We start from the raw sequence: 25,941 nt of genomic DNA on the forward strand, positions 1-25,941 counted from the left end.
GCGGCGCGGTTTTCACGCTAGGTTCGGCCCATGGCCAAGGGCGAGGCGGTGGAGCTGGAGGTCGGGAACCACACGGTGCGGATCTCGAACCCGCAGCGCGTCTACTTCCCGGCGCGGGGCGAGACGAAGCTGGACCTGGCGCGGTACTACCTGTCCGTCGGCGACGGCATCGTGCGCGCGCTGCGGGAGCGGCCGTGCATGCTGCACCGGTTCCCGTCCGGGGTGAGCGGCGACAAGGTGCACCAGAAGCGCGTACCCGCCGGGGCGCCGCCGTGGCTGGAGACGGTGCGCGTGCACTTCCCGCGCTACAACCGGCACGCCGACGAGCTGTGCGTGACCGAGCTGGCGCACGTGATCTGGGCGGTGCAGATGAGCACCGTGGAGTTCCACCCGTGGAACTCGCGGCGGGCGGACACCGAGAAGCCCGACGAGTGGCGCATCGACCTCGATCCCGGCCCGGAGGCCGACTTCGCCCGGGTGCGGCGGGTGGCGCACGTCGCGCACGAGGTGCTCGACGAGCTGGGCGCGACGGGGTGGCCCAAGACGTCCGGCGGCAGCGGCCTGCACATCTACGTGCGGATCGAGCCGCGGTGGGGGTTCAGCGAGGTGCGGCGGGCGGCGCTGGCGTTCGCGCACGAGGTGGAGCGCCGCGCGCCGGACGACGTGACCACGACGTGGTGGCGCAAGGACCGCGACCCGGCGCTGGTGTTCGTCGACTACAACCAGAACGCGCGCGACCACACGATCGCGAGCGCGTACTCGGTGCGGGGCGTGCCCGAGGCGACGGTGTCGACGCCGATCGCGTGGGACGAGGTGGACGACGTCGAACCGGGCGACTGCACGATCGCGACGGTCCCCGCCCGGTTCGCGAAGCTCGGCGACCTGCACGCGGGCATCGACGACAGCGCCTACTCGCTGGAGACGCTGCTGGAGTGGGCGGACCGCGACGGGCTGGATTGACCGCGGTGCGGAACTCGTGGTCTCGCGACGGCCCCCACGATCCGAGCGCCACTCCAGCTCGGCCCCGCACGACCACGCCGACCGCCGGAGTCCGGACCGGCCGCAACCGGCACGCGAACCCCGTCGCACCGCTCCGGCGCGGCGCGCCCGCACCGGCCGGGCGCGCCGCACCTGACTCCGCCGGTGAACGCCGCATAAGGATCACTCCGGCGGGTAATCCCAGCGCTCACCGACCGGAAGGACCGGAGATGAGCACCGACGACAAGGCCCAGAACAAGGCTGAAGAGCTCAAGGGCAAGGCGAAGGAAGGCCTCGGCAAGGCCACCGGCAACGAGCAGTGGGAGGCCGAGGGCAAGGGCGACCAGGGCAAGGCCGACGTCAAGCAGGCCGGCGAGAAGGTCAAGGACGCGGCGAAGGACGTGTTCGACCGCTGACCCCGGTGGCACACGCCACAACAGGGTGTACGCATGGCGTTCGATGAGTTCAGCATGCGTACATGAGACTCGACGAGGAGATCAGCGCGCCGCGGTTCGAGCGTCCGCCGTCACCGGTCGCCGGGCCGCGGCGGGTGCGCCGGGACCTCACCGGCACCACCCTCACCAACGGCGTGATCGGCCTGGTGTTCTCCGCGACCGGGCCGATCGCGGTCATCCTCGCCGTCGGGGTGCAGGGCGGCCTCAGCCCGGCGCAGCTCGCGTCGTGGATCTTCGGGGTCTTCTTCCTCAACGGCATCCTCACGGCGCTCGCGTCGTGGCTGTACCGGCGGCCGCTGGCGTTCTTCTGGACGATCCCCGGCACGGTCGTCGTCGGCGGGTCGCTCACCCACCTGAGCTGGCCCGAGGTCCTGGGCGCGTTCGTGGTCACCGCGCTGCTGATCCTGGTGATCGGCCTGACCGGCTGGGTGCGCACGGTGATGGCCGCGCTGCCGATGCCGATCGTCATGGCCATGGTCGCCGGGGTGTTCCTGAAGTTCGGGCTCGACCTGGTGACCGCGCTCGGCGTGGACCCGGTGGTCGCGGTCCCGATGGTCGTGGTGTTCGTGCTGCTCAGCGCCCTGCCCGCGGCCGGGAGACGGCTGCCGCCGATCCTCGGGGCGCTGCTGGCCGGCGCGGTCGCCGTGGCGGTCTCGGGCCGCTTCTCCCCTGCCGGCGCCGGCTGGCTCGCCGAGCCGTTGCTGCAGGCGCCCCGGTTCACCTGGCCCGCGTTGCTGGAACTGGTCGTGCCGCTGGCCGTGACCGTGCTGGTGGTGCAGAACGGCCAGGGCGTCGCCGTCCTGAAGCAGGCCGGGCACGAGCCGCCCACGAACGTCGTGACCGTCCTGTGCGGACTGTGGTCGCTGCCTGCCGCGGCGGTGGGCGCGGTCTCCACGTGCCTGACCGGGCCGACGAACGCACTGCTGGTCGCCTCGGGCGAGCGGGACCGCCAGTACACCGCGGCCGTCGTGTGCGGGATCGGCGCCGTGGTGACCGGGTTGTTCGCGCCGGCGTTCGTGCGCCTGATGCTCGCGACGCCGCCCGCGTTCATCGCGGTGCTGGGCGGGCTGGCGATGCTGCGGGCGCTGCAGAGCGCGTTCGTCACGGCCTTCCGCACCCGCTTCACCCTCGGCGCGCTGGTGGCGTTCCTGGTGACCGTGTCCGGCGTGCAGCCGTTGCACATCAGCTCCGCGTTCTGGGGCCTGGTCGCCGGGCTCGCGGTGTCGTTCCTGCTGGAGCGCGGCGACTTCCGCTCATGACCGCCGCCGGGCGGCCAGCTCCGCCCGCGAGCGGATGCCGAGTTTGGCGTAGATGCGGGTCAGGTGGTACTGCACCGTCTTGGTGGACAGGAACAGCTCCGCCGCGACCTCCCGGTTGGACAGTCCACTCGCGACCAGCTGGGACACCGCCTCCTCCTGCGGGGTCAGCTCGCCGAACCCGCGGCCGCGCGGGACGTGCACGCCGCCCGCCTTCAGCTCGCGGTCGCAGCGGGCCACGTACGTCGCGGCCCCCAGCGCGGCGAACGCGTCACGGGCGGTGCTGATCACCGCGTCCGCCTCGCGGCGTTTGCCCGCCCGGCGCAGGATCTGCCCGTAGGCGAAGTTCACCCGCGCCAGGTCGTAGCGCAAGGGCAGGTCCTCCAGCAGTTCCAGCGCCTCGTCGAACGCCGCCCGCGCCCCGTCGACGTCGCCCTGCGTGCCGAGCAGCCGTCCCCGCGCCGCACCGAGCCTGGCCCGCGCCGAGACGCGCCCGCGTTCCGCGGCGAGGCGTTCGTGCGGCGCCAGGAACGCGTCCGCCTCCGCGGTCTTGCCCTCCAGCACCAGCGCGTGCGCGTACATGTCCGCCCACGGCCACAACCCCGGCTCGTCGATGCTGCCGCCCGCCCACGGCATCGTCAGCGGCCGCAACGCCCGCAGCACCCCGGCCGCGTCCGCGCGCGCCTCCGCGACATGCGCCCGCGCCAGGCACGACGGCACCCGCATGATCTCGTAGTCCTGCGGCCCCGCATCGGCACGGCGCAACGCCTCCTCGGCGCGCTCCCAGTCGCCCCGCAGCGCGTGCACCGCCACCGCCGTCCACGCCAGCAGCGGCCCGGCCAGCACGATCCCCGAGCGGTCCAGCAACGGCTCCGCCTCCGCGACGATGCGCAGCGCGTCGTCCCACTCCCCCGCCAGGAACTGCGCCCGCGCCAGCCACCCGCGTGCCCACAACGAGATCCGCGTCGAACCGCCGAGGAACGTCGTGGGCACCGCGATCTCCAGGTCCACTCGCGCCTCGTCGATCGCGTCGACCATCAGGTTCAGCCAGCCGCGGCCCATCTGGATTCGTTGCGCCTGCGCGCCGTGCTGCACCCGTTCGGCCAGCTCCGCGTACCCGGCGAGCGCCTCGTCCGGACGGCCGCTGCCGGCCAGGCCCAGCCCGCGGATCGCTGCCGCCTCCACCGCCGCCGGGGCGTCGGCGGGCACCAGCGAGATCGCCCGGTCCGCCCACCGCACCAGGTCCTCGGCGCGGCACCGTGACAGCGAATGCAGCACGTAGCGCTGGCAGATCAGCGCCGCGACGTCCGGCTCCCGGCCGGTGTTGACCAGCCCCCAGGCCCGGCCCAGCCGGGTTTCCGCCTCGGCGGCGCGGCCGCGCACGATCGCCAGGTAGCCCAGAACGGCATTGCGCAGCGGTGTTTCCCGCAGGCTCTCCACCTCCGGCACCAGCGCCGCGGCGGCGAAGGCGTCCCCGGCGCCGATGAGCGCGTCCACCGCGCGGGTGAGGCGGCTTTCCCGCTTCAGCCGGTCGTCGGTGAGGCGGCTGGCGTCGGACAGCAGCGACGCCGCCACACCCCACGCGCCCTCGGCGGCCCGTTCCGCGGCCAGCTCGTCGAGGCGGTCGGCGACGGCCGCGTCCGGCACCGGGGACGCGGCGACCAGCAGGTGCATGCGCCGGACCGGGTCCTCGATGAGGTCCGCGGCCCGGCGGTGGGCGTCCGCGGCGGCGGCCGGGCCCATCGCGGCGAGCACCGCGGCCCGCACCATCGGGTCCGGCGGCCCGGCCTCGGTGAGGCCGTGCGGGGCGAACTCGGCCAGCCCTGCGGCGCAGGCCTCGTCGAGCAGGGGCAGCACGTCGCCGTCGATCCCGGCCAGCGACGCCGCGTCCCGCACCGTGGTGCCCGGGCCGAGGACCGCGACGGCCTCGACGAGCCGCCGCGCCTCCGGAGAGCAGGACGCCAGGCCTTCGCGCACGCGCGCGGCGACGGCGGCGGGCGCGGGCAGGTCCGGGTCGAACCGCGCCCACGTCGACCGCGGCACCTCGGCGAGCAACTGCACGACGTGGCGCGGGATGCCGCCGGTGTGCCGCCAGAGCCGCTCGGCCATCGACGGGTGCAGCAGAACACCGTGCGCGGCGGCCAGTTCGCCGGTCTCCGGCGCGGTGAGCGGTTCCAGGCGCACCGTGGTGGTGGCGGCGCGGTGCAGCAGTTCGAGCGCTGCCGCGGGCACCCGGTGGTCGCCGCTCACGCAGGTGGCGACGACGAGCGGCCGGGCGTCGCGGTCGTGCCGGACCGTGGAAACCAGCGTGCGCAACGACTCCAGGTCCGCCCACTGCGCATCGTCCACAATGACCACACCGTCGGCGCCGCCGAGCTGGGCGAGCAGGCCACCGGCGCGGCCGGTCTCCCACGGCGCCCCGGCCGCGCGCCGCACGCCGTCGCGCCGGGCGGCGAACTCGTCGGCCAGCGCCGTCCGCCCCACCCCCGCCGGGCCGGTGACCAGCACGAACGCCGGCGCCGCCACGCTCTCCAGTGCGGCGAGCGCGGCGGCGCGGGCGATCAGCTGCGGGCGACGGTGGACCACATGGTCACTCTAGGCGGGCTCCGGCGCGACGGCGGGCACCGGAAGGTCGGCGTGCTGTGCCCGCGGCACCAGCGCGGTGACCAGCGCCGCGGCGAGCGCCACCCCGGCGAAGATGTAGAACGCCGTGGTGCCGCCCAGCCCGGCGCCGACCAGCAGGCCGCCGATCACCGGCCCGACGATCCCGCCGAGCCTGCCGAAGCCCGCGCACCACGCCACGCCCGCGGCCCGCGCCCGCGTCGGGTAGTAGTTGGACACCAGCCCGTAGATCAGCACCTGGGTGCCGATCGTGCCGACCCCGGCCACGGCGACCGCGAGCAGCAGGGCGGCCAGCGGCAGGTCCAGCGGCAGCAGCGCGAGCGTGAGCGCGGCGAGCACGAACGTGGTGACCACGACCCGCTTCGCGCCGGCCCGGTCCGCCCACAGCGACGCGAGCATGCCGCCGATGATCGCGCCGAGGTTGAGGACCAGCAGGAAGGTCAGCGAGTAGCTCTTGCCGTACCCGTTGTCCGCCATGATCTTCGGCAGCCATGTGTTCAGCCCGTAGGTCAGCAGCAGCCCGGCGAAGCTCATCAGCCCGAGCAGCGCGGTCGGCCAGGCGAGCGCGCGGCTCGCCAGCGCCGGGAAGCCCACGCGGTCGGTCACCGGCGGCTCGGCGACCAGCGGCACGCCGGTCCGCTCGGACACCGCCCGCGCCTCGTCCACCCGGCCGCGGGCGGCGAGCCACTTCGCCGACTCCGGCAGCTTGACGACCGCCAGCGGCAGGACCAGCAGGATCGGCAGCGCGCCGACCCAGAACAGCCCGCGCCAGCCGACGGCGTCGGCGAGCACGATCGCCAGCAGCGACGCGAGCACGCCACCGGCCGGGACTCCGCTGTAGACGATCGCGTTGAGACGGTTGCGCCGACCGGCGGGCGCGAATTCGGCCACCAGCGCGCCGACCGTCGCGACGAGCGCGCCGACGCCGATGCCGGTGAAGAACCGGCCGAAGCCGAACGCGGTGACGTTCTGGGTCAGGGCGGTCAGCCCCATGCCGACCGAGAACCAGGCCAGGTTGACCAGCATGATCTTGCGGCGGCCGATCCAGTCGCCGAGGCCGCCCGCGGCCAGCGCCCCGACGAGCACGCCGATCAGGGCGTAGCTGCCCAGCGCCCCCGCCTGGCCCGCGCTGATGTGGCCGAGTTGCGTGGGGTCGGCGAGCAGGGTGGGCAGGACGGTCCCGTAGACGACCAGGTCGTACCCGTCGAAGACGAGGGCGATCGTCGACAGGGCGACCACCCAGGACACGGTGCGCCGGCGCTTCATTGCGTCGGTGTCGGACATGATGGCTCCCGGTGTGGGGTGGGGAGGGGAACGGCGGCCCCGGGCGGGGCGGCCGGGTTCAGCCGAGGTCGCCCCCGGCCACCGGCAGGACGGTGCCGGTGATGTAGGAGGCCTCGTCGGAGGCCAGGAACGTGATCGCGGCGGCCTGCTCGTCGAGCGTGCCGTAGCGCTTCATCAGCGAGGAGTTCACGGTCTGGTCGATGTGCGCCTGGAACCAGGCGCGCTCCTGCTCGGTCTCCAGCGCCGATCCGCCGCGGCTGATGCGGCGGGGCGGCGCCTCGGTGCCGCCGGGCGCGGTCGCGACCACCCGGATGCCGGCGTCGGCGTACTCCAGCGCGAGCGACGCCGTGATGGCGTTGATGCCGCCCTTGGCCGCCGAGTACGGGATGCGGTGGATGCCGCGGGTGGCGGCCGAGGAGACGTTGACGATCACGCCCCGCCCCCGCGCGGCCATCGACGGCAGCGCGGCGCGGCAGGAGTACAGCGTGGTCATCAGCGACCGGCGGATCTCGGCGTCGATCTGGTCCGGCGTGAACTCGGTGAACGGCTTGAACCAGATCGCGCCGCCGACGTTGTTGACCAGCACGTCGATGCGGCCGTACCGGGCCAGCGCCGCCTCCGCCACCGCCTGCGCGCCGGCCCAGGTCTCCAGGTCGGCCAGCACCGGCAGGGCCTCGCCGGTCAGCTCGTCCGCCACTTCCGTGACCAGGTCGGCGCGGTCGGCGAGGACGACCGTGCCGCCCTCCGCGCTGATCCGCCGCGCCACCCGCTCGCCGATGCCCTGCGCGGCGCCGGTGACCACGACGACCTTGCCGTCGAACCGGCCGGGGCTGATGAACCGCGGCCGCCGCGCGGCCTTCTTGTCGTCCATCGCCCGGCGCATGGTGGTCTTCGAGCGTTCGGCGTGCTCGGCGACCAGGCGGCGCGCGGCAGTCCGGTCCCCCGCCTCGAACGCGGCCACGATGTCCAGGTGGTCCTGCGCGCAGCGGGGGTGGCACCAGGTGGCGTCGCGGAGGGTTTCGGTCATGTGGCCCTTCACGCCGAGCGCGTGGTAGGCCTGCAGGAGGTGCTCGTTGCCGGTCAGGGTGAACAGGTAGTCGTGGAAGGCGGCGTTGGTTTCGGTGTAGGCGGCTGCGTCGAGGAACCGGTCACCGTCCACATAGGGCAGAGTGGCCTCGGCGAGCAGGCGGTACCCCGCCAGCTGCTGGGAGGACAGCCGGCCGATCGTGATCTCCACCGCGCCCAGCTCCAGGGCCTGGCGCGCCTCGAACACGGCGTCCGACTCGTGCACCGACGGGTGCTCCTCGCCGATCTCGTACCGTCCGGGTTCGGTGAGCGGGGGTTCGGTGAGCGGGGGTTCGGTGAGCGGGGGTTCGGTGAGCGGGGCGATTTCGGCGCGGGGCAACATCTCCTGCCCGGCGATGGCGCGGGAGGCCGTTGGCCGCAGCGGCTCGCCTGCGTCCAGCGCACCGGCACCGCCGCCGGCGGGCCAGATCGGCTGGCCCGCGATGGTGCGGGCCGTGGCCGCCTCCTCGGCGGCAGCCCGCGCGGGGCCGCCGCGCAGCGGCGCGAGCTCGGCGGGCGGGAAGATCGCCTGCCCGGCAACGGTCCGGCTCGCCCCCGCACGCTCCGGCGAAGGGGACGCGGATCCCGGAGCGGCGGGGGCTCCCGGCGCCGGGGGCGCCGGAGTCTGGACGGCGACGCTGCGTGCCGAGGCGGTGGCCGCGGGCGCGGCGCCGCCCGGCACGGCGGCGCCCGGCACGGCGCCGCCCGATGCGGCAGCGCCCGGCGCCGCGGTGCCCAGCGCGGCAGCGCCCGGTGCGGCAGCGCCCGGTGCGGCAGCGCCCGATGCGGCGGTGCCCGGCGCGGCAGCGCCCGATACGGCAACGCCCGGCGCGGCAACGCCCGATGCAGCAGCGCCCGCCGGAGCGGTCGCTCCCGGGGTCTGGCCGCGGCCCGCCGCGTTGGCACCGGCCGTCGCCTCCCCCGCGGGGGCGGCGAGCGCGAACTTCTCGTAGTAGAAGCCCGTCGGCTGCACCCCGGCGTCGGTGAAGTGCTTGCGCACCGCCTCGACCATCGGCGGCGGGCCGCACAGGTACACGGCCACGTCGCCGCCGTGCAGGTGCTCCTCGCGGATCAGGCTGGTCACGTAGCCCTTGTTCGGGGCGCTGGAGTCCGGGTCGGCGACGCAGTAGTCCCACGTCAGCCCCTCCACCTCGGCGGCCAGCGAGGCGAGCGTGTCCAGTTCGACCAGGTCGTCGTCGGTGCTGACGCCGTAGACCAGGTGCGCCGGGCGCGACGACCCGCAGGCCCGCATCGCGCGCAGGATCGACAGGATCGGCGCCAGCCCGGTGCCGCCGGCCAGCAGCAGCACCGGACGCTCGGTCTCGCGCAGGAAGAAGCTGCCGTTCGGGCCGGTGAAACGCAACTCGTCGCCGGGTGCGGCCCGCTCGGTCAGGTAGTCCGACATGAGGCCGCCCGGCGTGAGCTTCACCAGGAACGTCAGCTCCTTGTCGTCCGGCGCGTTGCTGAACGAGTACGAGCGGGTCTGCCCGGTGCCGGGGACTTCGATGTTGACGTACTGGCCGGGCAGGAACGCGAGCTTGTCGCGGTCCGGCGTCTCCAGCGTGAGGGCGAACGTGGTGGGCGACAACCGGTCCAGCCCGGTCAGGGTCGCCGAATAGGTCGCCGCCTGGGTCTTCGCCACGGCCGAGGTGCTGGCGATCTGCAGCACCAGGTCGGAGCGCGGCTTCATGCTGCACGGCAGCACGTAACCCCGGGACGCCTCGTCCGGGGACAACGCGTCGTCGATGTAGGTGCCGCCGTCGTAGTCGCCCGACTCGCAGAACGCCTTGCACGTCCCGCACGCCCCGTCGCGGCAGTCCAGCGGGATGTTGATGCGCTGCCGGTAGGACGCGTCGGCGACCGTCTGGTCCGGCTCGCACTTGATGAATCGGGTGACACCGTCCTCGAAGGACAGTGCGACTTGGAAAGCCATGACGCCTCCCTCAGATGTGGTAGACGTCGACGACGTGGTGGATGTAGTCGTTCTTCAAGATGACGGTCTTGCGGCGGATCAGCGGTGACTCGCCGGAGAAGTCGATCGTGTAGAACGACGTGCCGTAGTACGGGTCGACGGTCTTGTAGCGGAAGTACATGGTGTGCCAGTTGAACCGCACGTCCACGATGTCGCCGCGGCGCTCGATCAGCTCGACGTTGGTGATGTTGTGGCTGGTGCGCGGCTCCGGGATCGACGTGGCGCTGGAGCGTTCGGTGCGGATCCGGAACACCCGGTCCTCCAGCCCGCCCTTGTTCGGGTAGTAGATGAGCGAGACCTGGCTCTGCGGGTCCTCGGTCAGCAGGTCGTCGTCGCCCCAGGAGGGCATCCAGAACACCACGTCGTCGGCGTAGCAGTCGAGCCACTTCTCGAACTCGCGGTCGTCGAGGTAACGCGCCTCGCGGTAGAGGAACTGCTCGATGTCGGTCTGCGTGATGGTCTTGGTCGCGCTGGTCATTCCGCCGCTCCGATCGCCTTGCGGAGGGTGTCCCGCCAGTAGCCGTGCTGCACCGGGTACAGGCCCTCGTCCTCGTTCTTCTGCCCCGCCGAGATGACGCCCTTCATGTCCAGCGCCAGCGCGACCTCGTCCGGGCCGGTGAGCCAGTGCTCGGCGCCGCGGCTCATGTCGTTCCACGGCGCGGCGGTGGCGCGGAAGGTGAGCTGGCAGGAGCGGAACTCCTCCAGGTCGTCCGGGGTGGCCATGCCGGAGGCGTTGAAGAAGTCCTCGTACTGCCGGATCCGCCAGGCGCGGGCCTCGGCGCTCTCCCCCTTCGGCGCGATGCAGTAGATCGTCACCTCGGTCTTGTCCGGCGCGATCGGCCGGAAGTGCCGGATCTGGGTGGAGAACTGGTCCATCAGGTACACGTTGGGGTACAGGCACAGGTTGCGCGACCCCTTGACCATGAACTCGCCCTTGGCGTCGCCGAACTGTTCCTTCAGCTCGTCCATCCGGTTCCACAGTGGACGGTCCTGCGGGTTGGCCGCCCACGTCCACAGGCACAGGTGGCCGTGCGGGAACGACCAGTAGCCGCCGCCGGACTTGCCCCAGCTGCCCGCGTCGAGGGTCTTGGTGTCGTTCTTGGACTCGCCGGTGTTGCGCCGGGCCGTGGTGGCCGCGTAGTTCCAGTGTGTCGCGGTGACGTGGTAGCCGTCCGCGCCGTTCTCGGCCTGCACCTTCCAGTTGCCGTCGTAGGTGTAGGTCGACGAGCCGCGCAGCACCTCCAGCCCCTCCGGGGACTGGTCCACCAGCATGTCGATGATCTTGGTGGTGTCGCCGAGGTGCTCGTCCAGGGGCAGCACGTCGGCGTTGAGGCTGCCGAACAGGAACCCGCGGTAGCTGTCGAACCGGGCGACGCGGGTCAGGTCGTGCGAGCCGCCGGTGTTGAACGAGGGCGGGTAGCCGGCGCCGTCGGGGTCCTTGACCTTGAGCAGCTTGCCGTCGTTGCGGAAGGTCCAGCCGTGGAACGGGCAGGTCAGGGTCATCCGGTTGTCCGTCTTGCGGCGGCAGACCATCGCGCCCCGGTGCGCGCACGCGTTGATCAGGCAGTGCAGCTCGCCGTCCTTGTCACGGGTGATCACCACCGGCTGGCGTCCGATGTAGGTGGTGAAGTAGTCGCCCGGGTTCGGGATCTGGCTCTCGTGCGCCAGGTAGATCCAGTTGCCCTCGAAGATGTGCTTCATCTCGAGTTCGAAGATCTCCTCGTCGGTGAAGATCCGGCGGTTCGCCCGGTAGATCCCGGCGTCGCGGTCCTCCACGACGGCGTCGGCGAGGACCTCCGACACGTGGTCCAGGGTCTCGGTCATGGAAACCTCCAACGGCCTCAGCGGCACTGCTCGGCTTCGGTGTTCCCCTGACCTTGACAAGTGGTGGCCCCAGTCACACCGGGCGATTACCTAGTCCTGACCCAGGGTGCTATTAATCGACAGCATCGATCAATCAAGACTGAATCGCTCCTTGTCTTGACTCAATATCCGTACCTACGGTGAATGAATCCACGACGAGGAGCGGGAAGGAGGCCGGCGATGGAGCTGCGTCACCTGCGGTACTTCACCGCCGTGGCCGACACCTGCCACTTCGGGAAGGCCGCCGAACGCCTGCACATGGCACAGCCTGCCCTGTCGCACGCGATCCGGCAGCTGGAGGCCGAACTGGGCGCGCCCCTGTTCACGCGCACGACCCGGCAGGTTCGGCTCACCCCCGCGGGTGAGTTCCTGCTCGGCGAGGCGCAGCGGGTGCTGGACACGGTCGAGGACAGCGTCCGCGGGGTGCGCCGGATCGCCGACGGCCGCCTCGGCCTGGTGCGGGTCGGGTTCACCGGTACCTCGGCGTTCTCGCACCTGCCGCGCATCGCCCGCGCGGTCAAGCGGGACCTGCCCGGCGTCGCCGTCGAGGTACACGCCGACCTGCTCACCCCGGCGCAGTGCGACGGGCTGCGCAACGGCGACCTGGACCTGGCCGTGCTGCGCCCGCCCGCGCGGGGCGAGGACATCGACCTGCACACGCTGGAGGTCGAGCCCCTGATCCTCGCCGTGCCCGCCGACCATCGGCTCGCGGTCGAGCCCGTCGTGTCGATGGCCGACCTGCGCACCGAGGGGTTCATCAGCTACGCCGCCAAGGACTCCGTGGTCAACGACGCCGTCATGCGCAGCTGCCAGGCCGCCGGGTTCAGCCCGCACCGCGAGCACGAAGCGGCAGGCACGGCGGTGCTGCTCGCGCTGGTCGCCGGCGGGCTCGGCATCGCGGTGCTGCCCGCCTCGGCCCGGGCACTGCCGCTGGCCGGGGTCGTGTTCCGCGACCTCGCCGACGCCGGCACCGTCGAGCTCGCGCTCGCCTGGCGCCGCGACAACGACTCCCCACTCGTCCGGTCGGTCCTCGAGGTGCTCGAGGCCGCACTCGCCCCGCAACCACACGAGGTCAGCCGATGAAGATCACGCGGGTGGAGGCGATCCCGTTCGCCATCCCGTACCGCAAACCGCTCAAGTTCGCCTCCGGCGAGGTGCACGTGGCCGAGCACGTGCTGGTGCGGGTGCACACCGACGACGGGGTCGTCGGCGTGGCGGAGGCGCCGCCGCGGCCGTTCACCTACGGCGAGACGCAGGCCGGGATCATCGCGGTGATCGAGAAGATCTTCGCGCCGCAGGTGGTCGGCCTGACCCTGCTCGAACGCGAGACGATGGCGTCCCGGCTGGGCCGCACCGTGGGCAACCCGGCCGCGAAGGCCGCGATCGACATGGCCGTGTGGGACGCGCTGGGCCGCACGCTGGACGTGCAGGTCACCGAGCTGCTCGGCGGCTACACCGACCGGATGCGCGTGTCGCACATGCTCGGGTTCGACGAGCCGGCCGCGATGGTCGCCGAGGCGCAGCGCATGCGTGACGAGCACGGCATCACCACGTTCAAGGTCAAGGTCGGGCGCCGCCCGGTCTCGCTGGACACCGCCGTCGTGCGGGCCCTGCGCGAGGGCATGGGCGACGACGTCGAGTTGTACGTCGACGGCAACCGGGGCTGGACCGCCTCGGAGTCGGCGGTGGCGATGAAGGAGATGTCCGACCTCGGCCTGCTGTTCGCCGAGGAGCTGTGCCCCGCCGACGACGTGCTGGGCCGCCGCTGGCTGGTGTCGCAGCTGGACGTGCCGTTCATCGCCGACGAGTCGGCCGTCACCCCGGCCGACGTGACGCGCGAGATCCTGGCCGGCTCGGCCACCGCGATCAGCATCAAGACCGCGCGCACCGGCTTCACCCACTCGCAGCGCGTGCACCACCTCGCCGAGGGGCTCGGACTGGAAGTCGTGATGGGCAACCAGATCGACGGCCAGATCGGTTCCGCGTGCACGGTCGCGTTCGGAGCGTCCTACGCGCTCACGTCGCGGCGGGCCGGGGAGCTGTCCAACTTCCTCGACATGAGCGACGACCTGCTCACCGAACCGCTGGAGATCCACGACGGCGAGCTGCACATCCGTCCCGGCGCCGGGCTCGGCATCGAGATCGACCCGGCCAAGCTCGACCGATACCGCCAGGACCACTGAACTCCCCCGGATATCAAGGAATCAAGGAGGATCCCATGACCGCCACCCACCACGCTCCCGCCGCGGCGGAGTCCGGCGCGAGCGCCACGGCCCGGTTCAAGAGCGACAAGTTCGCCGCCGTCGCCGACACCCCCAAGGAGCGGGTGTCGCTGCTGGCCCGCGAGGTGCTCTCGGCCGTGCACGAGACCATCCGCAAGCACAAGGTCACCTACGACGAGTACAACGCCCTGAAGGCGTGGCTGATCCAGGTCGGCGAGGACGGCGAGTGGCCGCTGTTCCTGGACGTGTGGGTCGAGCACGTGGTCGAGGAGGTCGCCACCTCGCACCGCAAGGGCAACAAGGGCACCATCGAAGGCCCGTACTACGTGCCCGGCGCGCCGGAGCAGGGCTCGCGCGGCTCGGTGCCGATGCGTGAGGGCGAGGGCGGCACGCCGCTGGTGTGGACGGGCCGCGTCACCTCCGTCGACGGCACGCCGCTGAAGGACGCGAAGGTCGAGCTGTGGCACGCCGACGCCGACGGCCTGTACTCGCAGTTCGCGCCCGGCATCCCGGAGTGGAACCTGCGCGGCACCTTCTCCGTCGAGGAGGACGGCTCGTTCGAGATCCACACCGTGCGGCCCGCGCCGTACCAGATCCCGACCGACGGCGCGTGCGGCAAGCTGATCGCGGCGGCCGGCTGGCACGCGTGGCGCCCGGCGCACCTGCACGTCAAGGTGTCCGCCCCGGGCCACGAGCTGCTGACCGCGCAGCTGTACTTCCCCGGCGACGAGCACAACGACGACGACATCGCCTCGGCGGTCAAGCCGGAACTGGTCCTGGACCCGAAGCCGTCCGACGGCGGCGAGACGGTGACCTACGACTTCGTGCTCGACCCGGCTTGATTCACTCTGGAGGACTCACCCATGTTGTTCCACGTCCGGATGGATGTGCGGCTGCCGTCCGATATGGACCCGTCGGTGCGGGCCGACATCGTGGCCCGCGAGAAGGCGTACAGCCAGAAGCTGCAGCGGGAAGGGAAATGGCCGCACCTGTGGCGCATCGTGGGTGAGTACTCGAACATTTCGATCTTCGACGTGGACTCGAACGACGAGCTGCACGAGCTGCTGTCGGGGTTGCCCTTGTTCCCGTACATGGATATTCGTGTGATGCCGTTGGCTACGCATCCTTCGAAGGTTTCCTGAGCGGTTCCAAGCAGCCGACCGGCCACCGCCGACCGGCAACGAGAGCAGCAACCCACTGACCAGTCCCCTCCCGCAACCCGATCGGGTTCGGGAGGGGCTTCTTGGCATCCGGGTTGTAGCGAAGCGAAGCCCGGCGCCCTAGAACCCGCGTAGCGGCTACAGAACCCCAGCCACCTGGGCAGCCGCCGCGAGCACCGCCCCGTATTGGGTCGCCACCAGCTGCCGGATCGGGATCGTGCGGTACTCGCCGATCAGCGCGTCCCCGGCGACCCACTCCGCGTGCCGCGCCGCGACCCGTTCCCTGGCCGCCCGCACGACCGGCCGCGTGTTGCCCACCGCGAGCTCACCGTCCAAGGCTCGCAACAGGATTCCGCCGTAGCGCAGCCGGAAACTGTGCGTCGCCTCGGCGAGGGACGACACCTCGGCCACCGTCGCCGGCCGGCCGGCCTCCGGGGACGTGCTGCGCGACCGTGCGCTGCGCGCCCCCGACGCCATCATCGTCGCGAAGGACCGGCTCGCCCGCCAGAACGGCGAGTCCGGCACCATCAGCGCCCCGGCCACCGCCTCGATCGTCTCCGCCATCAGCGACGACAGGTCCGCCAGCGCGCGGGCGTGCGCGGCCAGCGCCGAGGCGTACCCGGTGCCGGCCGGGCCGTCGTCGTCCGCCGTGTCCGACGTCCAGTACGGCAGCTCGGTGACCAGCGTGAGCGCGCCGTACCGGCCGGCGTACGACGCCGTGTTGTCGCCCGCCGAGCTCGTCCACGGCTCGCCGAGCCCGGTCAGGTAGTCGTAGGCCCGGCTGATCGACGTGCCCTGGAAGATCGCGTCGTCGAGCCGCGTGATGTAGGGCGCCTCCGGCTCGCCGCGGTCCAGCGGCAGCCCGACGTGCCCGGGCAGCGCCTGCAGCGCCCGGTGCAGCGGCGGCTCGGCGCGGCTGAGGTAGTAGTAGACGCCGCCCAGCTCGCTGTTGTGCAGCGAGCACACCAGGTCCGGCCGGTCGGAGTCGATGAGCCGCATCAGCGCCTGCGTCTCCGGCAACGCCGCGTCGAAGTAGGCGTCCTTGTAGTCCAGCGGGAACGTCCACTCCACCTGGTCCGGCCCGGCCGGGCGGTAGAAGTGCCGCGCGTAGTGCTCCCGCGTGAAGGGGCCGGCCAGCCAGCCCTCGTTGAGCCGCAGCCCGTCCGGGTCGATGCACGCGATGATCCGCCACCGGTGCCGCAGCCGCCCCCGCAGCCCCGGGTCGGCGCACAACCGCGCGGCCAGGTGCAGCGCGGTGAGCCCGCCGATGGGCTCGTTGGGGTGCGGCAGCCCGAACACCAGCGCCGTCGGATCACCGGGCTCGCCGTCGATCGTCAGGCACAGCAGGGGCTCGCCGTGCCGGGACGTGCCGACGCGCCGCAGCGTCGTGATCTCCGGGTAGCCCGCTGCTAGTGTGCGCAGCCCGCGTTCCAGTTCGTCGACGCCCGCGAACGCCGGGTGGTCCCCGACCCCGTCGATCTCCTTGACCAGCCACTCCGGCAGCGCCACGGGTCTCTCCTCGTCCGTCGTTCCGTGCTCGGTCCAGTTCACCCGAATGTGTCGCGGCGGGCGAGGGCCGACCAGGCGAAACGAGTGGAGCGTCACGTGGTACCGAGGTCGCCGGCCACCTGGTCCAGCTTCGCGCGGATGCGGGCGATCGCGTCGCGGCCCAGTGGGAGCCGCAGCGGCGCGTCCGCGGCCCCGGCCACCGCGACGATCGCCGCCGCCGCGTCGGCCGGGTCGCCCGGCGGGTCACCGTCGTCGTCGGTGTAGTCGGGCGCGGCGTACGCGTCGATCTTCTGCGCGACCTGGGCCGACGCGCCGCTGAAACCGGTGTCGAACACCCCCGGCTCGACGATGGTGACACGCACCCCGAACGGCGCCAGCTCCTCACGCAGAGCTTCGTGCAGCGCCTCGACGGCGAACTTGCTCGCCGCGTACACCCCGAACCCGGCGCCCGCGGAGAAGCCGCCCATCGAGCTGATCGCCAGCAGGTGCCCGCTCCGCTGGGCACGCATCACCGGAAGCACGGCGCGCGTCACCGCCAGCACGCCGAACACGTTGGTGTCGAACAACTCCCGCGCTTCCGCCGGTGACGTCTCCTCCACCGCGCCGAACAACCCGCGGCCCGCGTTGCTCACCAGGACGTCGATCCGGCCGAACCGCTCGACGGCGCGCTCGGCGGCCGCGCGGGCCGCCTCGTCGTCGGTGACGTCCAACGGCAGCACGAGCAACCGCTCCCCGGCGAGCCGGACGCGCTCCGGCCGCCGCGCGGTGGCGACCACGGCGTCTCCCGCGGCGAGCGCCTGCCGGGCGATCGCGGTGCCGAACCCACCGGACGCGCCCGTGATCAGCCAGGTCTTCATGATGCCCCCAGAAAGTAGACTGAGTTGATTTCTCGCCTCAGTATACCTTTGGCGGTGGCCGGCCAGGTCCCGGCTACCGCGGGGACACCGCCACGCCTTCGGGCTGCGCGCCGACGGGGACGGTCGCGTGCCAGGTGCTGGTCACCGACCGGGATGGTGCCGGTGACCTGGTCGGCGGGCACGTCGATCACCGTGACCGTGCCGTCGCTGTAGTTGGTGACGTAGACGCGCGACGGGCCTGCCGCGACCGCGGGCACGGGGTCTCTCTCGAGATGAGCAGCACCGGACGTGTCACTGTTGGACAGTGCACGGGAGCACGCGCTAGCCCCGCTCCGCCTCCGCGAGGCGACGCGCGGCCGCCGCCTGCTCGAACGGCGTGTCGCCGTGCGCGCGGCGGTCCCCGAGGGTGGCGAACAGCTCCGCGACCGTCGCCGAGTCGTGGTGGGACGCGTGCTCGGCCAGGTCGGGCGCCACCGACCCGAGGATCTGCCGGAACCGGATCTCCGCGAGCGGGCCGAGCCGGTCGTAGATCTGCACGAACACCCGCTGCGCCCGCGCCCGGTCCCAGCCGGCGGGCAGCAGTTCGGCGGGCAGGTCCGGGTCCGTCTCCGGGAAGTGCCGCCAGTCCACGCGCAGCTCGGTCCGCATCCGCAGCGCCTGCTTCGGCCCGATGAGCCCGTCGTCGAGGCTCTGCAGCATCGGCTCGTAGCGGTCGGCGAACTCGCGGTACTCCCGCGCCAGCGGCTCCAGGTCGAACGCGGCGACGGGGCTGACCGGCCCGCCCGGCACCTCGGTCGACCGCAGCACGGTCGCCGTCGTGATGCCCAGCTCGCGCAGCACCTCCAGGGCCTCCTCGCCCGCGTCGTGCGGCGACACCCACACCCCGTCGTACAGCGCGGCGAAGCGCAGGACCCGCAGCCGGGACCGCAGGTTGTTGCGCAGCGTCCGGTCCTGTTCGGGGACGGAGAACGCGACGACCGTCCAGCGGCCGTCCCACTTCGGGGCGGTCGAGCCGAACGTCAGCATGCGGTGCGTGCGCTCGACGATCACTTCCGACGTGCGCGGCGGGATCCCGTACGCGGTCGTCCGGCCCTGACGCGACACCGTGAGCAGCCCGCGCGCCGCGAGCCGCCGCATCGCCGCGCGGGCGCCGTCGGCGGTGACGTCGAAGTCCGCGAGCAGCCGGACCAGCGCGGTCGCCGGCACGTGCTCGTCCCGCCAGTACCAGAAGTCGCCCAGCAGCGACGTGAGCAGCAGCTGCGGTTCGGCGCCGTTCTGCGGGCGGGGCAGTGCGGCCCCCGGTTTCTTCGCGGTCACCGGCCCAGTCTCGCACAGGTCTTGAAATAGGCGACAGCTCGTGCGACGCTCGTCCTCAACTTCGACAGCAACCCTCCTCGATCGCCTGGCAAGGCCCAACGCAGGGAGAAACACGCCATGCGCCACACCCTCCGCCGTCCCCTCGTCCTCGCGGTGGCCGCGGTCCTGGCCCTCACCGGCTGCGGCCAGGCCTCGTCCGGTTCGGGTCCCGGCCCGGGCACCGCCGCCGTGCCCGCCCTGCACGACGCCCTGCCGCAGCAGGTCAAGGACTCCGGCGTGCTCAGATTCGCCGGCGACTCGCACCCGCCGTACCGGACCGTCGGCGCCGACGGCACCAGTGTCACCGGCATCGACAAGGATTTCCAGGACGCGCTCGGCCGGGTGCTGGGCGTCCGCACCCAGACCGTGGTGGTCAGCAACCTCCCGGCCGCCCTGCAGGGCATGCTCAGCGGCCGCTACGAGGCCTTCAACGGCCCGGTCAAGGCCACCGCCGAGCGCGAGCAGCAGTTCGACTCGATCACCTGGATGACCACCCGCACCTCCTACGTCGTGCCGGCCGGCTCCACCGCGGGCATCAAGACGGTGGACGACCTGTGCGGCAAGCGGGTCGCGGTGGTCAGCGCGAGCATCGTCGAGGAGCAGCTGAACAAGCTCTCCCAGTACTGCACCGGCGCCGGCCGCGCGCCCACCACCACGATCGGGCTGGCCGACACCAACGCGACGATGCTGGCCGCCCAGTCCGGCCGCGCGGACGCCGCCGGGATGACCCAGGCCGCCGCCATCGACGTCACCACCGCGCAGAAGGGCGCCTTCACCTACGTCACGCAGACCGAGGCGCAGGGGGCGACCGCCGACAACCTCGCGCTGCTCGTGCCCAAGACCAGCGGCCTCGGCCCGGTGCTGCGTGACGCGTACCAGGCCCTGTTCGACAGCGGCGAGTACCGCCAGATCATGCAGAAGTGGGGACTGACCGACGTCACGGTCGAGAAGCCGCTGCTCAACGTCGCCACGTCCCGCTGACCACGGAGAACCCATGACAACCCTCACCGCGGCGCCGCCCGACGACGTCGCCACCGCGCGCCACCGGTTCCGGCCGTGGCGCTGGGTGGCCGGGATCGTCCTGGCCGTCGTCACCGCCCAGCTCGCCTGGTTCCTCATCGGCAACTCCCGCTTCCAGTGGGACGTCGTGGCCGAGTACCTGTTCGACCCGACCGTGCTCGCCGGGCTCGGCACGACCGTCCTGCTGGCGGTGGTGGCGATGGTGATCGGCTCGCTGGTCGGCGGCCTGCTCGCCGCCGCACAGCTGAGCGACTTCCCGCCGCTGCGCTGGGCCGCGACCGTCTACATCGGAGTGTTCCGCGGCATCCCGCCGCTGGTGCAGCTGATCTTCTGGTTCAACCTGGCCTACCTGCTGCCGCGGCTGTCGATCGGCATCCCGTTCGGCCCGGTGTTCGCCTCCTGGGACGCCAACCTGGTGATCACCCCGCTCACCGCGGCGATCATCGGCCTGTCGCTGGTGGAGTCGGCCTACCTGGCCGAGATCATCCGCGCCGGGCTGCTCGGCGTCGACAGCGGGCAGCGCGACGCGGCCAGGGCGATGGGGTTCACGCCCGGCCAGACGTTCGTGCGCGTGGTGCTGCCGCAGGCGATGCGCACGATCATCCCGCCCGCGGGCAGCCAGTTCATCAGCGTGCTCAAGGGCACCGCGCTGGTGTCGGTGATCGCGATGGCCGACCTGCTGCACTCGGTCCAGGTCATCTACAACCGCACGTACCAGATCGTGCCGATGCTCATCGTCGCGTGCCTGTGGTACCTGGCGGTGGTCACGTTGCTGACGATCGGCCAGCGCCGCCTGGAACGGCACTTCAGCCGGGGACACGGGGGGCGGAAATGAGTGATCCGGTGCTGCGCGTGCGCAACGTGCGCAAAAACTTCGGCGACCACACCGCGCTCGACGACGTCAGCCTCGACGTGCACGAGGGCGAGGTCGTGGTGGTGATCGGCCCGTCCGGGTCGGGCAAGTCGACGCTGGTGCGGTGCGTGCACCAGCTGGAGAGCATCGACGGCGGCGCGATCTACCTCGACGACGAGCTGCTCGGCTACGAGCGCCGCGGTTCCCGGCTGCGCCCGCTGCCCGAACGGCGCGTCGCGGCCCAGCGGCGGCGGATGAGCATGGTGTTCCAGCAGTTCAACCTCCTCCCCCACATGACCGTGCTGCGCAACGTCACCGAAGCGCCGGTGCGCGTGCACGGCCGGGACCGCGCCGAAGCCAGGGCGGAGGCGCTGGAGCTGCTCGCGCAGGTCGGTCTGAGCGACCGCACCGGGCACTACCCGAGGCAGCTCTCCGGCGGGCAGCAGCAGCGCGTGGCGATCGCCCGCGCGGTGGCCACCCACCCGCGGATCACGCTGTTCGACGAGCCCACCAGCGCGCTCGACCCCGAGCTGGTCGGCGAGGTGCTCGGCGTGATGCGGGACCTCGCCGCGAACGGCATGACCATGGTCGTGGTGACCCACGAGATGGCCTTCGCCCGCGAGGTCGCCGACCGCTGCGTGTTCATGGAGGCGGGCCGGATCGTCGAGTCCGGGCCGCCCGCGGAACTCTTCGGCGACCCGAAAACCCCGCGGCTGCGGGCTTTCCTGGCCCGCCACAACGCGACGATGGAAGGTGTTGCGTGATCACCATCGCCTCGGTCGGGGACCTGATCCTCGACGAGCCGGACCCGGCGTCGTTCCTCGCGCCGTCCGCGGACCTGCTGCGCTCGGCCGACGTGACGATCGGGCACGTGGAGGTCCCGCACTCCACGACGACGGTCTCGCAGAGCACCGACGTGCCCGCCCCGCCCGCCGACCCGGCCGCGCTGACCGCACTGGCGGACGCCGGGTTCGACGTCGTCACGCTGGCAGGCAACCACATCTGCGACGCCGGCGACGTCGGCGTCGCGGACACCATCGCGCACTCGCGCGCCGCCGGGCTCGTCCCCACGGGCGCGGGGGCGAACCTCGACGAGGCGCGCAGGCCGGCGATCGTCGAGCGCGACGGGCTGCGGGTCGGCGTGCTGTCCTACAACTGCGTCGGCCCGCGGGAATCCTGGGCCACGTCGAAGAAGCCCGGCTGCGCCTACGTGCACGTGCTCACCCACTACGAGCTGGACCACGCGAGCCCCGGCGGGCCGCCGAAGATCTACACCTTCGCCGATCCGGACAGCCTGGACGCGATGGCCGACGACATCCGGGCGCTGCGCACGGACGCCGACATCGTGCTGGTGTCGCTGCACAAGGGCGTCGGGCACACCCCCGCCGCGGTCGCAATGTACGAGAAGCCGGTGGCCCGCGCGGCGATCGACGCGGGCGCCGACGCGGTGTTCGGGCACCACGCGCACATCATGCGCGGCATCGAGACCCACCGCGGCAAGCCGATCTTCCACGGGCTCGGCAACTTCGTCACCGTGACCCACGCGCTCACCCCGGGCACGGGCTCCAGCGCGGAACTGGAGGCGTGGTCGCAGCGGCGCAAGGAGCTGTACGGGTTCGCGCCCGATCCGCGGATGCCCGCCTACCCGTTCCACCCGGAAAGCCGCAACACGGCGATCGCCTGGCTGGGCTTCGACCGCGACGAGCTCGCCGAAGCGGGGTTCGTGCCGTGCTGGATCGACGAGCGCGGCGCCCCGGTCCCGTGCGGCGGCACGCCCGACGGCGACCGGGTGACCGGCTACATCGACGACATCACCCGGAGGGCCGACCTCAACGGGCGGTTCACGCCGCGCGGCGACCGGGTCCTGCTGGACGACATCGAAAGGACGTCATGACCGACCAGCCGCTCGCCGGGCGCACCGTCATCGACCTGACCACGGCGCTGGCCGGCCCGTACGCGACGCTCCTGCTCGCCGGGCTCGGCGCCACGGTCATCAAGGTGGAGAACCCGTTCACCGGCGGGGACTCCTCCCGCAACAACGCGCCCTACCTCGGCCGGGACGGGCTGTCGCTGACGCGGCGCGGCGAGGACGACATGTCGGTGTCGATGCTCGTCCGCGGCCGCAACAAGCTCAGCGTCACCCTGAACCTGAAGAACCCGCGCGCGAAGGCGGTCTTCGCCGACCTGGTGCGCGACGCCGACGTGCTGGTGGAGAACTACAGCCCGGGCGTGACGCACCGGCTCGGCATCGACTACCCGGCGGTGCGGGAGCTGAACCCGCGCCTGGTCTACACCTCGATCAGCGGGTTCGGCGCGCAAGGCGGTCCCGGATCGGGCAAGGCGATGGACTCGATCATCCAGGCGCTGAGCGGCGTGATGATGACCGCGGGCGAGCCGGACGAAGGCCCGGTGCGGTTCGGGCTGCCGGTCGGCGACATGCTGGCGCCGCTGTTCGCGGTGATCGGGACCGTGTCGGCGCTGATGCAGGCCGAGCACACCGGCGAGGGGCAGCACGTCGACGTGTCGATGCTCGGCGCGCTGACCTCGCTGGTGGCGTGCGAGCCGTTCGACGCCTTCGAGGCGGTCGGGCTGCCGCAGCGCACCGGGTCGATGGTGCCGCGGCTCGCGCCGTTCGGGATCCTGCCCGCCGCAGACGGTCACGTCGCCCTGTGCGCGCCGACCGACGCGTTCGCGCACGGCGTGCTGCGGGCGATCGGGCGCGCGGACCTGGTCGAGGACGGCCGGTTCCACAGCCGGGACCAGCGCGTACGGCACGCCGACGAGCTGCACGACCTGATCCGCGAGTGGTGCTCGTCGCGCCCGGTCGCCGAGGTGGTCGACGCGTTCGCCGCACACGGCGTGCCCGCGGCGCCGGTGCGGGAACCGCGGGAGGCGGTGCGTGATCCACTCGTGCGGCAGCGCGAGGAAGTGGTGCCGCTCGCCCACCCCCGGCACGGCGCGGTCGCCGACCTGTCCGCGACCGGCATCCCGATCCGGTTCTCCGGCGCCCGCGCGGGTTTCGACCGCCCGGCGCCCGCGCTCGGTGAGCACAACGACCAGGTGTACCGGGAGCGGCTGGGGTACAGCGCCGAACAGCTCGCGGAACTGGCCGCCGACGCGGTGATCTGATGGGCGCGGTGATCGGATACGTGGGCGCGGACGTCCCGGTGGAGCTGATCACCGCGGCCGGGGCGCGCCCGGTGCGGCTGGCCGGGCGGCCGGACGCGGACCGGACGCTGGGTGACCGGTACCTGGGCCGCGGCCTCGACCCGGCGGCGCGGTCGCTGCTGTCCCGGTTGCTGGCCGGGGAGTTCGGCAGGCTGGACGGGCTCGTGGTGTCCCGCGACTGCGAAGCGTCGCTGCGGGTGTTCTACGCGCTGCGCGAGCTGCGGCGGGTGGAGCCGGCGGTGGCGCTGCCGCCGGTGCACCTGGTCGACGTGCTGCACCTGCCGCACCGCACGACGACGCGGTACGTGCTGGCGAAGGTCCGGCAGCTGCGGGCGACGCTGGAATCGTGGACGGGCTCGCTGATCACCGACGCGGCGCTGGCCGAGGCGATCACCGCGCACGACCGGTTGCGGTCCCTGTTCGCCGAACTGGCAACCCTGCGCAGGCAGGGGCGGATCAGCGGCACCCGGGCACTGTCCATTGTGGCTGAAACGACGGCGTTGCCGGTGACCGCGGCCATCGAGCTGCTGGAGTCGGTGCTCGCCGAGGACCACGCCCCGGTGCCGGGGCTGCGGGTGTTCCTCACCGGCAGCGGCCACGACGGCCCGGAGGTGTACGAGGCGCTGGAGGAGGCGGGGTTGCTGATCGTCGGCGAGGACCACGACTGGGGTGATCTGCTGTGGCAGCGGCGGGTCGGTGCGCCGACCGAGCTGGCGCTGGCCGAGCGCTACCAGCACAACGGCCCGTCCGCCCCGCGCGCGTCGATCCGCGCCCGCGCCGCACACACGGCCGCCGCGGCGCGGGAGTGCGGAGCGCAGGCGCTGGTCTCTTACGTCCGCGAGCACGACGACGCGCCGCCGTGGGACTACCCGGCCCAGCGCGAAGCGACCGGGTTGCCCGCGGTCCTGCTCGAACGGCAGCCCTACGGTGGCCTCACCCCCGAAGCCCGCACCGCGATCAAGGAACTCTCGTGACCCGCCTCGCCTCCGCGTCCGCCGCCACCGCCTACCAGAAGGAGTGGTTCGCCGGCCTGCGCGCGCACGACGGGCCGCTGGCGCTGGTCAACGCCGACGCGCCGCAGGAGATCTTCCGCGCCATGGGCATCCCGTACGTGGTGAACCAGTGGTGGGCCTCGATCGTCGCGGCGAAGCGGCGCACCCAGGACTACCTCGCGCTGCTGCGGGAGCGCGGCTATCCGGACTACGTGGAGCAGTACAGCTCGACGTCGCTGGCTTCGCTGTTCGACCCCGATCCGGCGAACGCGCCGTGGGGTGGCCTGCCGCGGCCGTCCATCGTGCTCGCCGAGACCACGGGCGACGCGTCGCGGAAGATCTTCGACGTCTGGGACGCCCAGCCGGGCATCACGTTCTACCCGTTGGAGAGCGCGGCCGCGGACGACGTGCCGGTGCGCTGGTGGGAGCTGATGCCGCGGCGCTGGGAGGAGGCGATCGGCAGCGACCGGCTCGACCTGATGGTCGGCGAGCTGGAGGGGCTGATCCGGTTCCTGGAACAGACCACCGGGCGGGTGTTCTCGGAAACCCGCTTCCGGGAGGTGATGGCGCTGGTCAACGAGCAGCAGGAGTGGAACCGGCGCACCAGGGACCTGATCGCGGCGGCGCGGCCGTGCCCGCTCGCGGTGACCGACAGCATCCCGAGCGTCATGGTGCCGCAGTGGCACCGCGGCACGGAATGGGCACGCGACGCGGCCCGCGCCTTCCACGACGAGGTCGCGGCACGCATCGACGCGGGCGCGGCGGTGTGCGAGGACGAACGCGTCCGTCTGATGTGGATCGGCCGCGGGTTGTGGTTCGACCTGGATTTCTACCGCCGCTTCCAGGAAAGTCACGGCGCGGTGTTCGTGTGGTCGATGTACCTGGCGATCGCGGCCGACGGGTACCTGCGCTACGGCGACGACCCGTTGCGGGCGCTGGCGGCGCGCTTCGCCGCGTTCTCCGACCAGCTGTACACGCCGCCGTGGTCGGCCGAGTGGTACGTGAAGGAGGCCCGCAACCACGGCGTGGACGGCGTGGTGCACCTGGTCTCCGACGACGCACGCGGCGGCTACTTCACGACGCGCGCCCTCCGGGCGGCGGGCATCCCGGTGCTGGAGCTGCACGCGGACAACGTCGACGCACGACAGGCCTCGCCCGAGGCGATCAGCGCCGTGGTGCGCGACTGGCTGGACCGTGAGGTGTGCTGACCTGCCCGCGGCGCTCGCCCAAGCGACCAGCACAACCCTCGACCCCCACGGCGCCCGGCGGCAGGCGCCTCCCCGGGCGATCAGCAGCACTGGCGGCGCGC

23 protein-coding genes are annotated in these 25,941 nt (G+C 72.5%); 14 read left to right on the plus strand and 9 right to left on the minus strand.

Annotated features, from left to right (window positions below; translation table 11 throughout):
• Positions 1-30 precede the first annotated feature (30 nt).
• The 3 genes from ligD to AMYTH_RS0116760 all read left to right on the plus strand — a co-directional run bounded on the left by ligD (position 31) and on the right by AMYTH_RS0116760 (position 2,692).
• Positions 31-960 carry a non-homologous end-joining DNA ligase gene (gene ligD, locus AMYTH_RS0116750; RefSeq protein ID WP_027931303.1) on the plus strand — a complete coding sequence of 310 codons (930 nt, stop codon included), beginning with the start codon at positions 31-33 and terminating at the stop codon, positions 958-960.
• Between the two features lie 248 nt (positions 961-1,208).
• Positions 1,209-1,394, plus strand: coding sequence for a CsbD family protein (locus AMYTH_RS0116755; RefSeq protein WP_020418946.1), 186 nt, complete (start codon positions 1,209-1,211; stop codon positions 1,392-1,394).
• Between the two features lie 62 nt (positions 1,395-1,456).
• The gene (locus AMYTH_RS0116760; RefSeq protein ID WP_027931304.1) at positions 1,457-2,692 is read left to right on the plus strand and encodes a benzoate/H(+) symporter BenE family transporter; all 1,236 of its coding nucleotides are present in this window, start codon (positions 1,457-1,459) and stop codon (positions 2,690-2,692) included.
• On the opposite strand, the gene AMYTH_RS0116765 is transcribed toward AMYTH_RS0116760, so the two are convergent.
• From AMYTH_RS0116765 to benA, 5 genes are read right to left on the minus strand one after another with little or no spacing between them, the layout of a single operon-like run.
• Positions 2,687-5,275, minus strand: coding sequence for a LuxR family transcriptional regulator (locus AMYTH_RS0116765; protein ID WP_027931305.1), 2,589 nt, complete (start codon positions 5,273-5,275; stop codon positions 2,687-2,689). The two genes, AMYTH_RS0116760 and AMYTH_RS0116765, sit on opposite strands and share 6 nt — an antisense overlap.
• 9 nt (positions 5,276-5,284) lie before the next feature.
• On the minus strand, positions 5,285-6,595 hold the full coding sequence (locus AMYTH_RS0116770; protein ID WP_027931306.1) for an MFS transporter: 1,311 nt from the start codon (positions 6,593-6,595) through the stop codon (positions 5,285-5,287).
• A gap of 58 nt (positions 6,596-6,653) precedes the next feature.
• The gene (gene benC / locus AMYTH_RS0116775) at positions 6,654-9,593 is read right to left on the minus strand and encodes a benzoate 1,2-dioxygenase electron transfer component BenC (protein WP_027931307.1); all 2,940 of its coding nucleotides are present in this window, start codon (positions 9,591-9,593) and stop codon (positions 6,654-6,656) included.
• A 10-nt stretch (positions 9,594-9,603) separates the two neighbouring features.
• Complete coding sequence (gene benB / locus AMYTH_RS0116780) at positions 9,604-10,110, minus strand: benzoate 1,2-dioxygenase small subunit (protein ID WP_017981487.1); 507 nt, start codon at positions 10,108-10,110, stop codon at positions 9,604-9,606.
• Complete coding sequence (benA, locus tag AMYTH_RS0116785) at positions 10,107-11,456, minus strand: benzoate 1,2-dioxygenase large subunit (RefSeq protein ID WP_027931308.1); 1,350 nt, start codon at positions 11,454-11,456, stop codon at positions 10,107-10,109. The genes benB and benA overlap by 4 nt, the downstream gene beginning before the upstream one ends.
• 219 nt (positions 11,457-11,675) lie before the next feature.
• On the opposite strand from benA, the gene AMYTH_RS0116790 reads away from it, so the two are divergent.
• The 4 genes from AMYTH_RS0116790 to catC are packed head-to-tail and all read left to right on the plus strand — an operon-like array spanning position 11,676 to position 14,859.
• The gene (locus AMYTH_RS0116790; RefSeq protein WP_027931309.1) at positions 11,676-12,578 is read left to right on the plus strand and encodes a LysR substrate-binding domain-containing protein; all 903 of its coding nucleotides are present in this window, start codon (positions 11,676-11,678) and stop codon (positions 12,576-12,578) included.
• Positions 12,575-13,678: an enolase C-terminal domain-like protein gene (locus AMYTH_RS0116795; RefSeq protein ID WP_027931310.1), complete on the plus strand. Its 1,104-nt coding sequence runs from the start codon at positions 12,575-12,577 to the stop codon at positions 13,676-13,678. Before AMYTH_RS0116790 ends, AMYTH_RS0116795 begins: the two co-directional genes overlap by 4 nt.
• Positions 13,679-13,713: 35 nt before the next feature.
• Positions 13,714-14,559, plus strand: a complete 846-nt coding sequence (catA, locus tag AMYTH_RS0116800; protein WP_020418937.1) for a catechol 1,2-dioxygenase — start codon at positions 13,714-13,716, stop codon at positions 14,557-14,559.
• 21 nt (positions 14,560-14,580) lie between these two features.
• Entirely contained in the window at positions 14,581-14,859 is a 279-nt protein-coding gene (catC, locus tag AMYTH_RS0116805; RefSeq protein ID WP_027931311.1) for a muconolactone Delta-isomerase, read from the plus strand.
• A 156-nt stretch (positions 14,860-15,015) separates the two neighbouring features.
• Here catC and AMYTH_RS0116810 read toward each other — a convergent pair whose 3' ends face one another.
• From AMYTH_RS0116810 to AMYTH_RS0116820, 4 genes are all read right to left on the minus strand, one after another.
• Positions 15,016-16,386: a M14 family zinc carboxypeptidase gene (locus AMYTH_RS0116810; protein WP_027931312.1), complete on the minus strand. Its 1,371-nt coding sequence runs from the start codon at positions 16,384-16,386 to the stop codon at positions 15,016-15,018.
• Positions 16,387-16,478: 92 nt separating this feature from the next.
• On the minus strand, positions 16,479-17,243 hold the full coding sequence (locus AMYTH_RS0116815; protein ID WP_027931313.1) for an SDR family oxidoreductase: 765 nt from the start codon (positions 17,241-17,243) through the stop codon (positions 16,479-16,481).
• The gene (locus tag AMYTH_RS51215) at positions 17,240-17,500 is read right to left on the minus strand and encodes a hypothetical protein (RefSeq protein WP_209440769.1); all 261 of its coding nucleotides are present in this window, start codon (positions 17,498-17,500) and stop codon (positions 17,240-17,242) included. Before AMYTH_RS51215 ends, AMYTH_RS0116815 begins: the two co-directional genes overlap by 4 nt.
• Positions 17,501-17,564: 64 nt before the next feature.
• On the minus strand, positions 17,565-18,560 hold the full coding sequence (locus AMYTH_RS0116820) for a PaaX family transcriptional regulator (protein WP_027931314.1): 996 nt from the start codon (positions 18,558-18,560) through the stop codon (positions 17,565-17,567).
• 117 nt (positions 18,561-18,677) lie between these two features.
• On the opposite strand from AMYTH_RS0116820, the gene AMYTH_RS0116825 reads away from it, so the two are divergent.
• Genes AMYTH_RS0116825 through AMYTH_RS0116855 form a run of 7 tightly spaced genes read left to right on the plus strand, consistent with a single transcriptional unit; the run spans position 18,678 to position 25,840 of the window.
• A complete protein-coding gene (locus AMYTH_RS0116825) occupies positions 18,678-19,580 on the plus strand; it encodes a transporter substrate-binding domain-containing protein (RefSeq protein ID WP_027931315.1) in 903 nt (300 codons plus the stop codon).
• A 13-nt stretch (positions 19,581-19,593) separates the two neighbouring features.
• The gene (locus AMYTH_RS0116830) at positions 19,594-20,454 is read left to right on the plus strand and encodes an amino acid ABC transporter permease (protein ID WP_027931316.1); all 861 of its coding nucleotides are present in this window, start codon (positions 19,594-19,596) and stop codon (positions 20,452-20,454) included.
• Positions 20,451-21,236: an amino acid ABC transporter ATP-binding protein gene (locus tag AMYTH_RS0116835; RefSeq protein WP_027931317.1), complete on the plus strand. Its 786-nt coding sequence runs from the start codon at positions 20,451-20,453 to the stop codon at positions 21,234-21,236. Before AMYTH_RS0116830 ends, AMYTH_RS0116835 begins: the two co-directional genes overlap by 4 nt.
• Positions 21,233-22,366: a CapA family protein gene (locus AMYTH_RS0116840; RefSeq protein WP_027931318.1), complete on the plus strand. Its 1,134-nt coding sequence runs from the start codon at positions 21,233-21,235 to the stop codon at positions 22,364-22,366. Before AMYTH_RS0116835 ends, AMYTH_RS0116840 begins: the two co-directional genes overlap by 4 nt.
• Positions 22,363-23,601 carry a CaiB/BaiF CoA transferase family protein gene (locus AMYTH_RS0116845; protein ID WP_027931319.1) on the plus strand — a complete coding sequence of 413 codons (1,239 nt, stop codon included), beginning with the start codon at positions 22,363-22,365 and terminating at the stop codon, positions 23,599-23,601. The genes AMYTH_RS0116840 and AMYTH_RS0116845 overlap by 4 nt, the downstream gene beginning before the upstream one ends.
• On the plus strand, positions 23,601-24,614 hold the full coding sequence (locus AMYTH_RS0116850) for a 2-hydroxyacyl-CoA dehydratase family protein (protein ID WP_027931320.1): 1,014 nt from the start codon (positions 23,601-23,603) through the stop codon (positions 24,612-24,614). Before AMYTH_RS0116845 ends, AMYTH_RS0116850 begins: the two co-directional genes overlap by 1 nt.
• Positions 24,611-25,840, plus strand: coding sequence for a 2-hydroxyacyl-CoA dehydratase family protein (locus AMYTH_RS0116855; RefSeq protein WP_027931321.1), 1,230 nt, complete (start codon positions 24,611-24,613; stop codon positions 25,838-25,840). Before AMYTH_RS0116850 ends, AMYTH_RS0116855 begins: the two co-directional genes overlap by 4 nt.
• Positions 25,841-25,941: the final 101 nt, after the last annotated feature.

Source organism: Amycolatopsis thermoflava N1165 (assembly GCF_000473265.1).
Lineage (GTDB): Bacteria > Actinomycetota > Actinomycetes > Mycobacteriales > Pseudonocardiaceae > Amycolatopsis_E > Amycolatopsis_E thermoflava.

Bases quoted from the DNA above. Each gene is read 5' to 3' on its own strand.
- AMYTH_RS0116790 (WP_027931309.1), top strand. From the start codon at position 11,676: ATGGAGCTGCGTCACCTGCGGTACTTCACCGCCGTGGCCGACACCTGC.
- AMYTH_RS0116835 (WP_027931317.1), top strand. From the start codon at position 20,451: ATGAGTGATCCGGTGCTGCGCGTGCGCAACGTGCGCAAAAACTTCGGC.
- benA (WP_027931308.1), bottom strand. From the start codon at position 11,456: ATGACCGAGACCCTGGACCACGTGTCGGAGGTCCTCGCCGACGCCGTC.
- AMYTH_RS0116825 (WP_027931315.1), top strand. From the start codon at position 18,678: ATGCGCCACACCCTCCGCCGTCCCCTCGTCCTCGCGGTGGCCGCGGTC.
- AMYTH_RS0116755 (WP_020418946.1), top strand. From the start codon at position 1,209: ATGAGCACCGACGACAAGGCCCAGAACAAGGCTGAAGAGCTCAAGGGC.
- catC (WP_027931311.1), top strand. From the start codon at position 14,581: ATGTTGTTCCACGTCCGGATGGATGTGCGGCTGCCGTCCGATATGGAC.
- AMYTH_RS0116760 (WP_027931304.1), top strand. From the start codon at position 1,457: ATGAGACTCGACGAGGAGATCAGCGCGCCGCGGTTCGAGCGTCCGCCG.
- AMYTH_RS0116850 (WP_027931320.1), top strand. From the start codon at position 23,601: ATGGGCGCGGTGATCGGATACGTGGGCGCGGACGTCCCGGTGGAGCTG.
- AMYTH_RS0116815 (WP_027931313.1), bottom strand. From the start codon at position 17,243: ATGAAGACCTGGCTGATCACGGGCGCGTCCGGTGGGTTCGGCACCGCG.
- benC (WP_027931307.1), bottom strand. From the start codon at position 9,593: ATGGCTTTCCAAGTCGCACTGTCCTTCGAGGACGGTGTCACCCGATTC.
- AMYTH_RS0116845 (WP_027931319.1), top strand. From the start codon at position 22,363: ATGACCGACCAGCCGCTCGCCGGGCGCACCGTCATCGACCTGACCACG.
- AMYTH_RS0116795 (WP_027931310.1), top strand. From the start codon at position 12,575: ATGAAGATCACGCGGGTGGAGGCGATCCCGTTCGCCATCCCGTACCGC.
- ligD (WP_027931303.1), top strand. From the start codon at position 31: ATGGCCAAGGGCGAGGCGGTGGAGCTGGAGGTCGGGAACCACACGGTG.
- benB (WP_017981487.1), bottom strand. From the start codon at position 10,110: ATGACCAGCGCGACCAAGACCATCACGCAGACCGACATCGAGCAGTTC.
- AMYTH_RS0116830 (WP_027931316.1), top strand. From the start codon at position 19,594: ATGACAACCCTCACCGCGGCGCCGCCCGACGACGTCGCCACCGCGCGC.
- AMYTH_RS0116770 (WP_027931306.1), bottom strand. From the start codon at position 6,595: ATGTCCGACACCGACGCAATGAAGCGCCGGCGCACCGTGTCCTGGGTG.
- catA (WP_020418937.1), top strand. From the start codon at position 13,714: ATGACCGCCACCCACCACGCTCCCGCCGCGGCGGAGTCCGGCGCGAGC.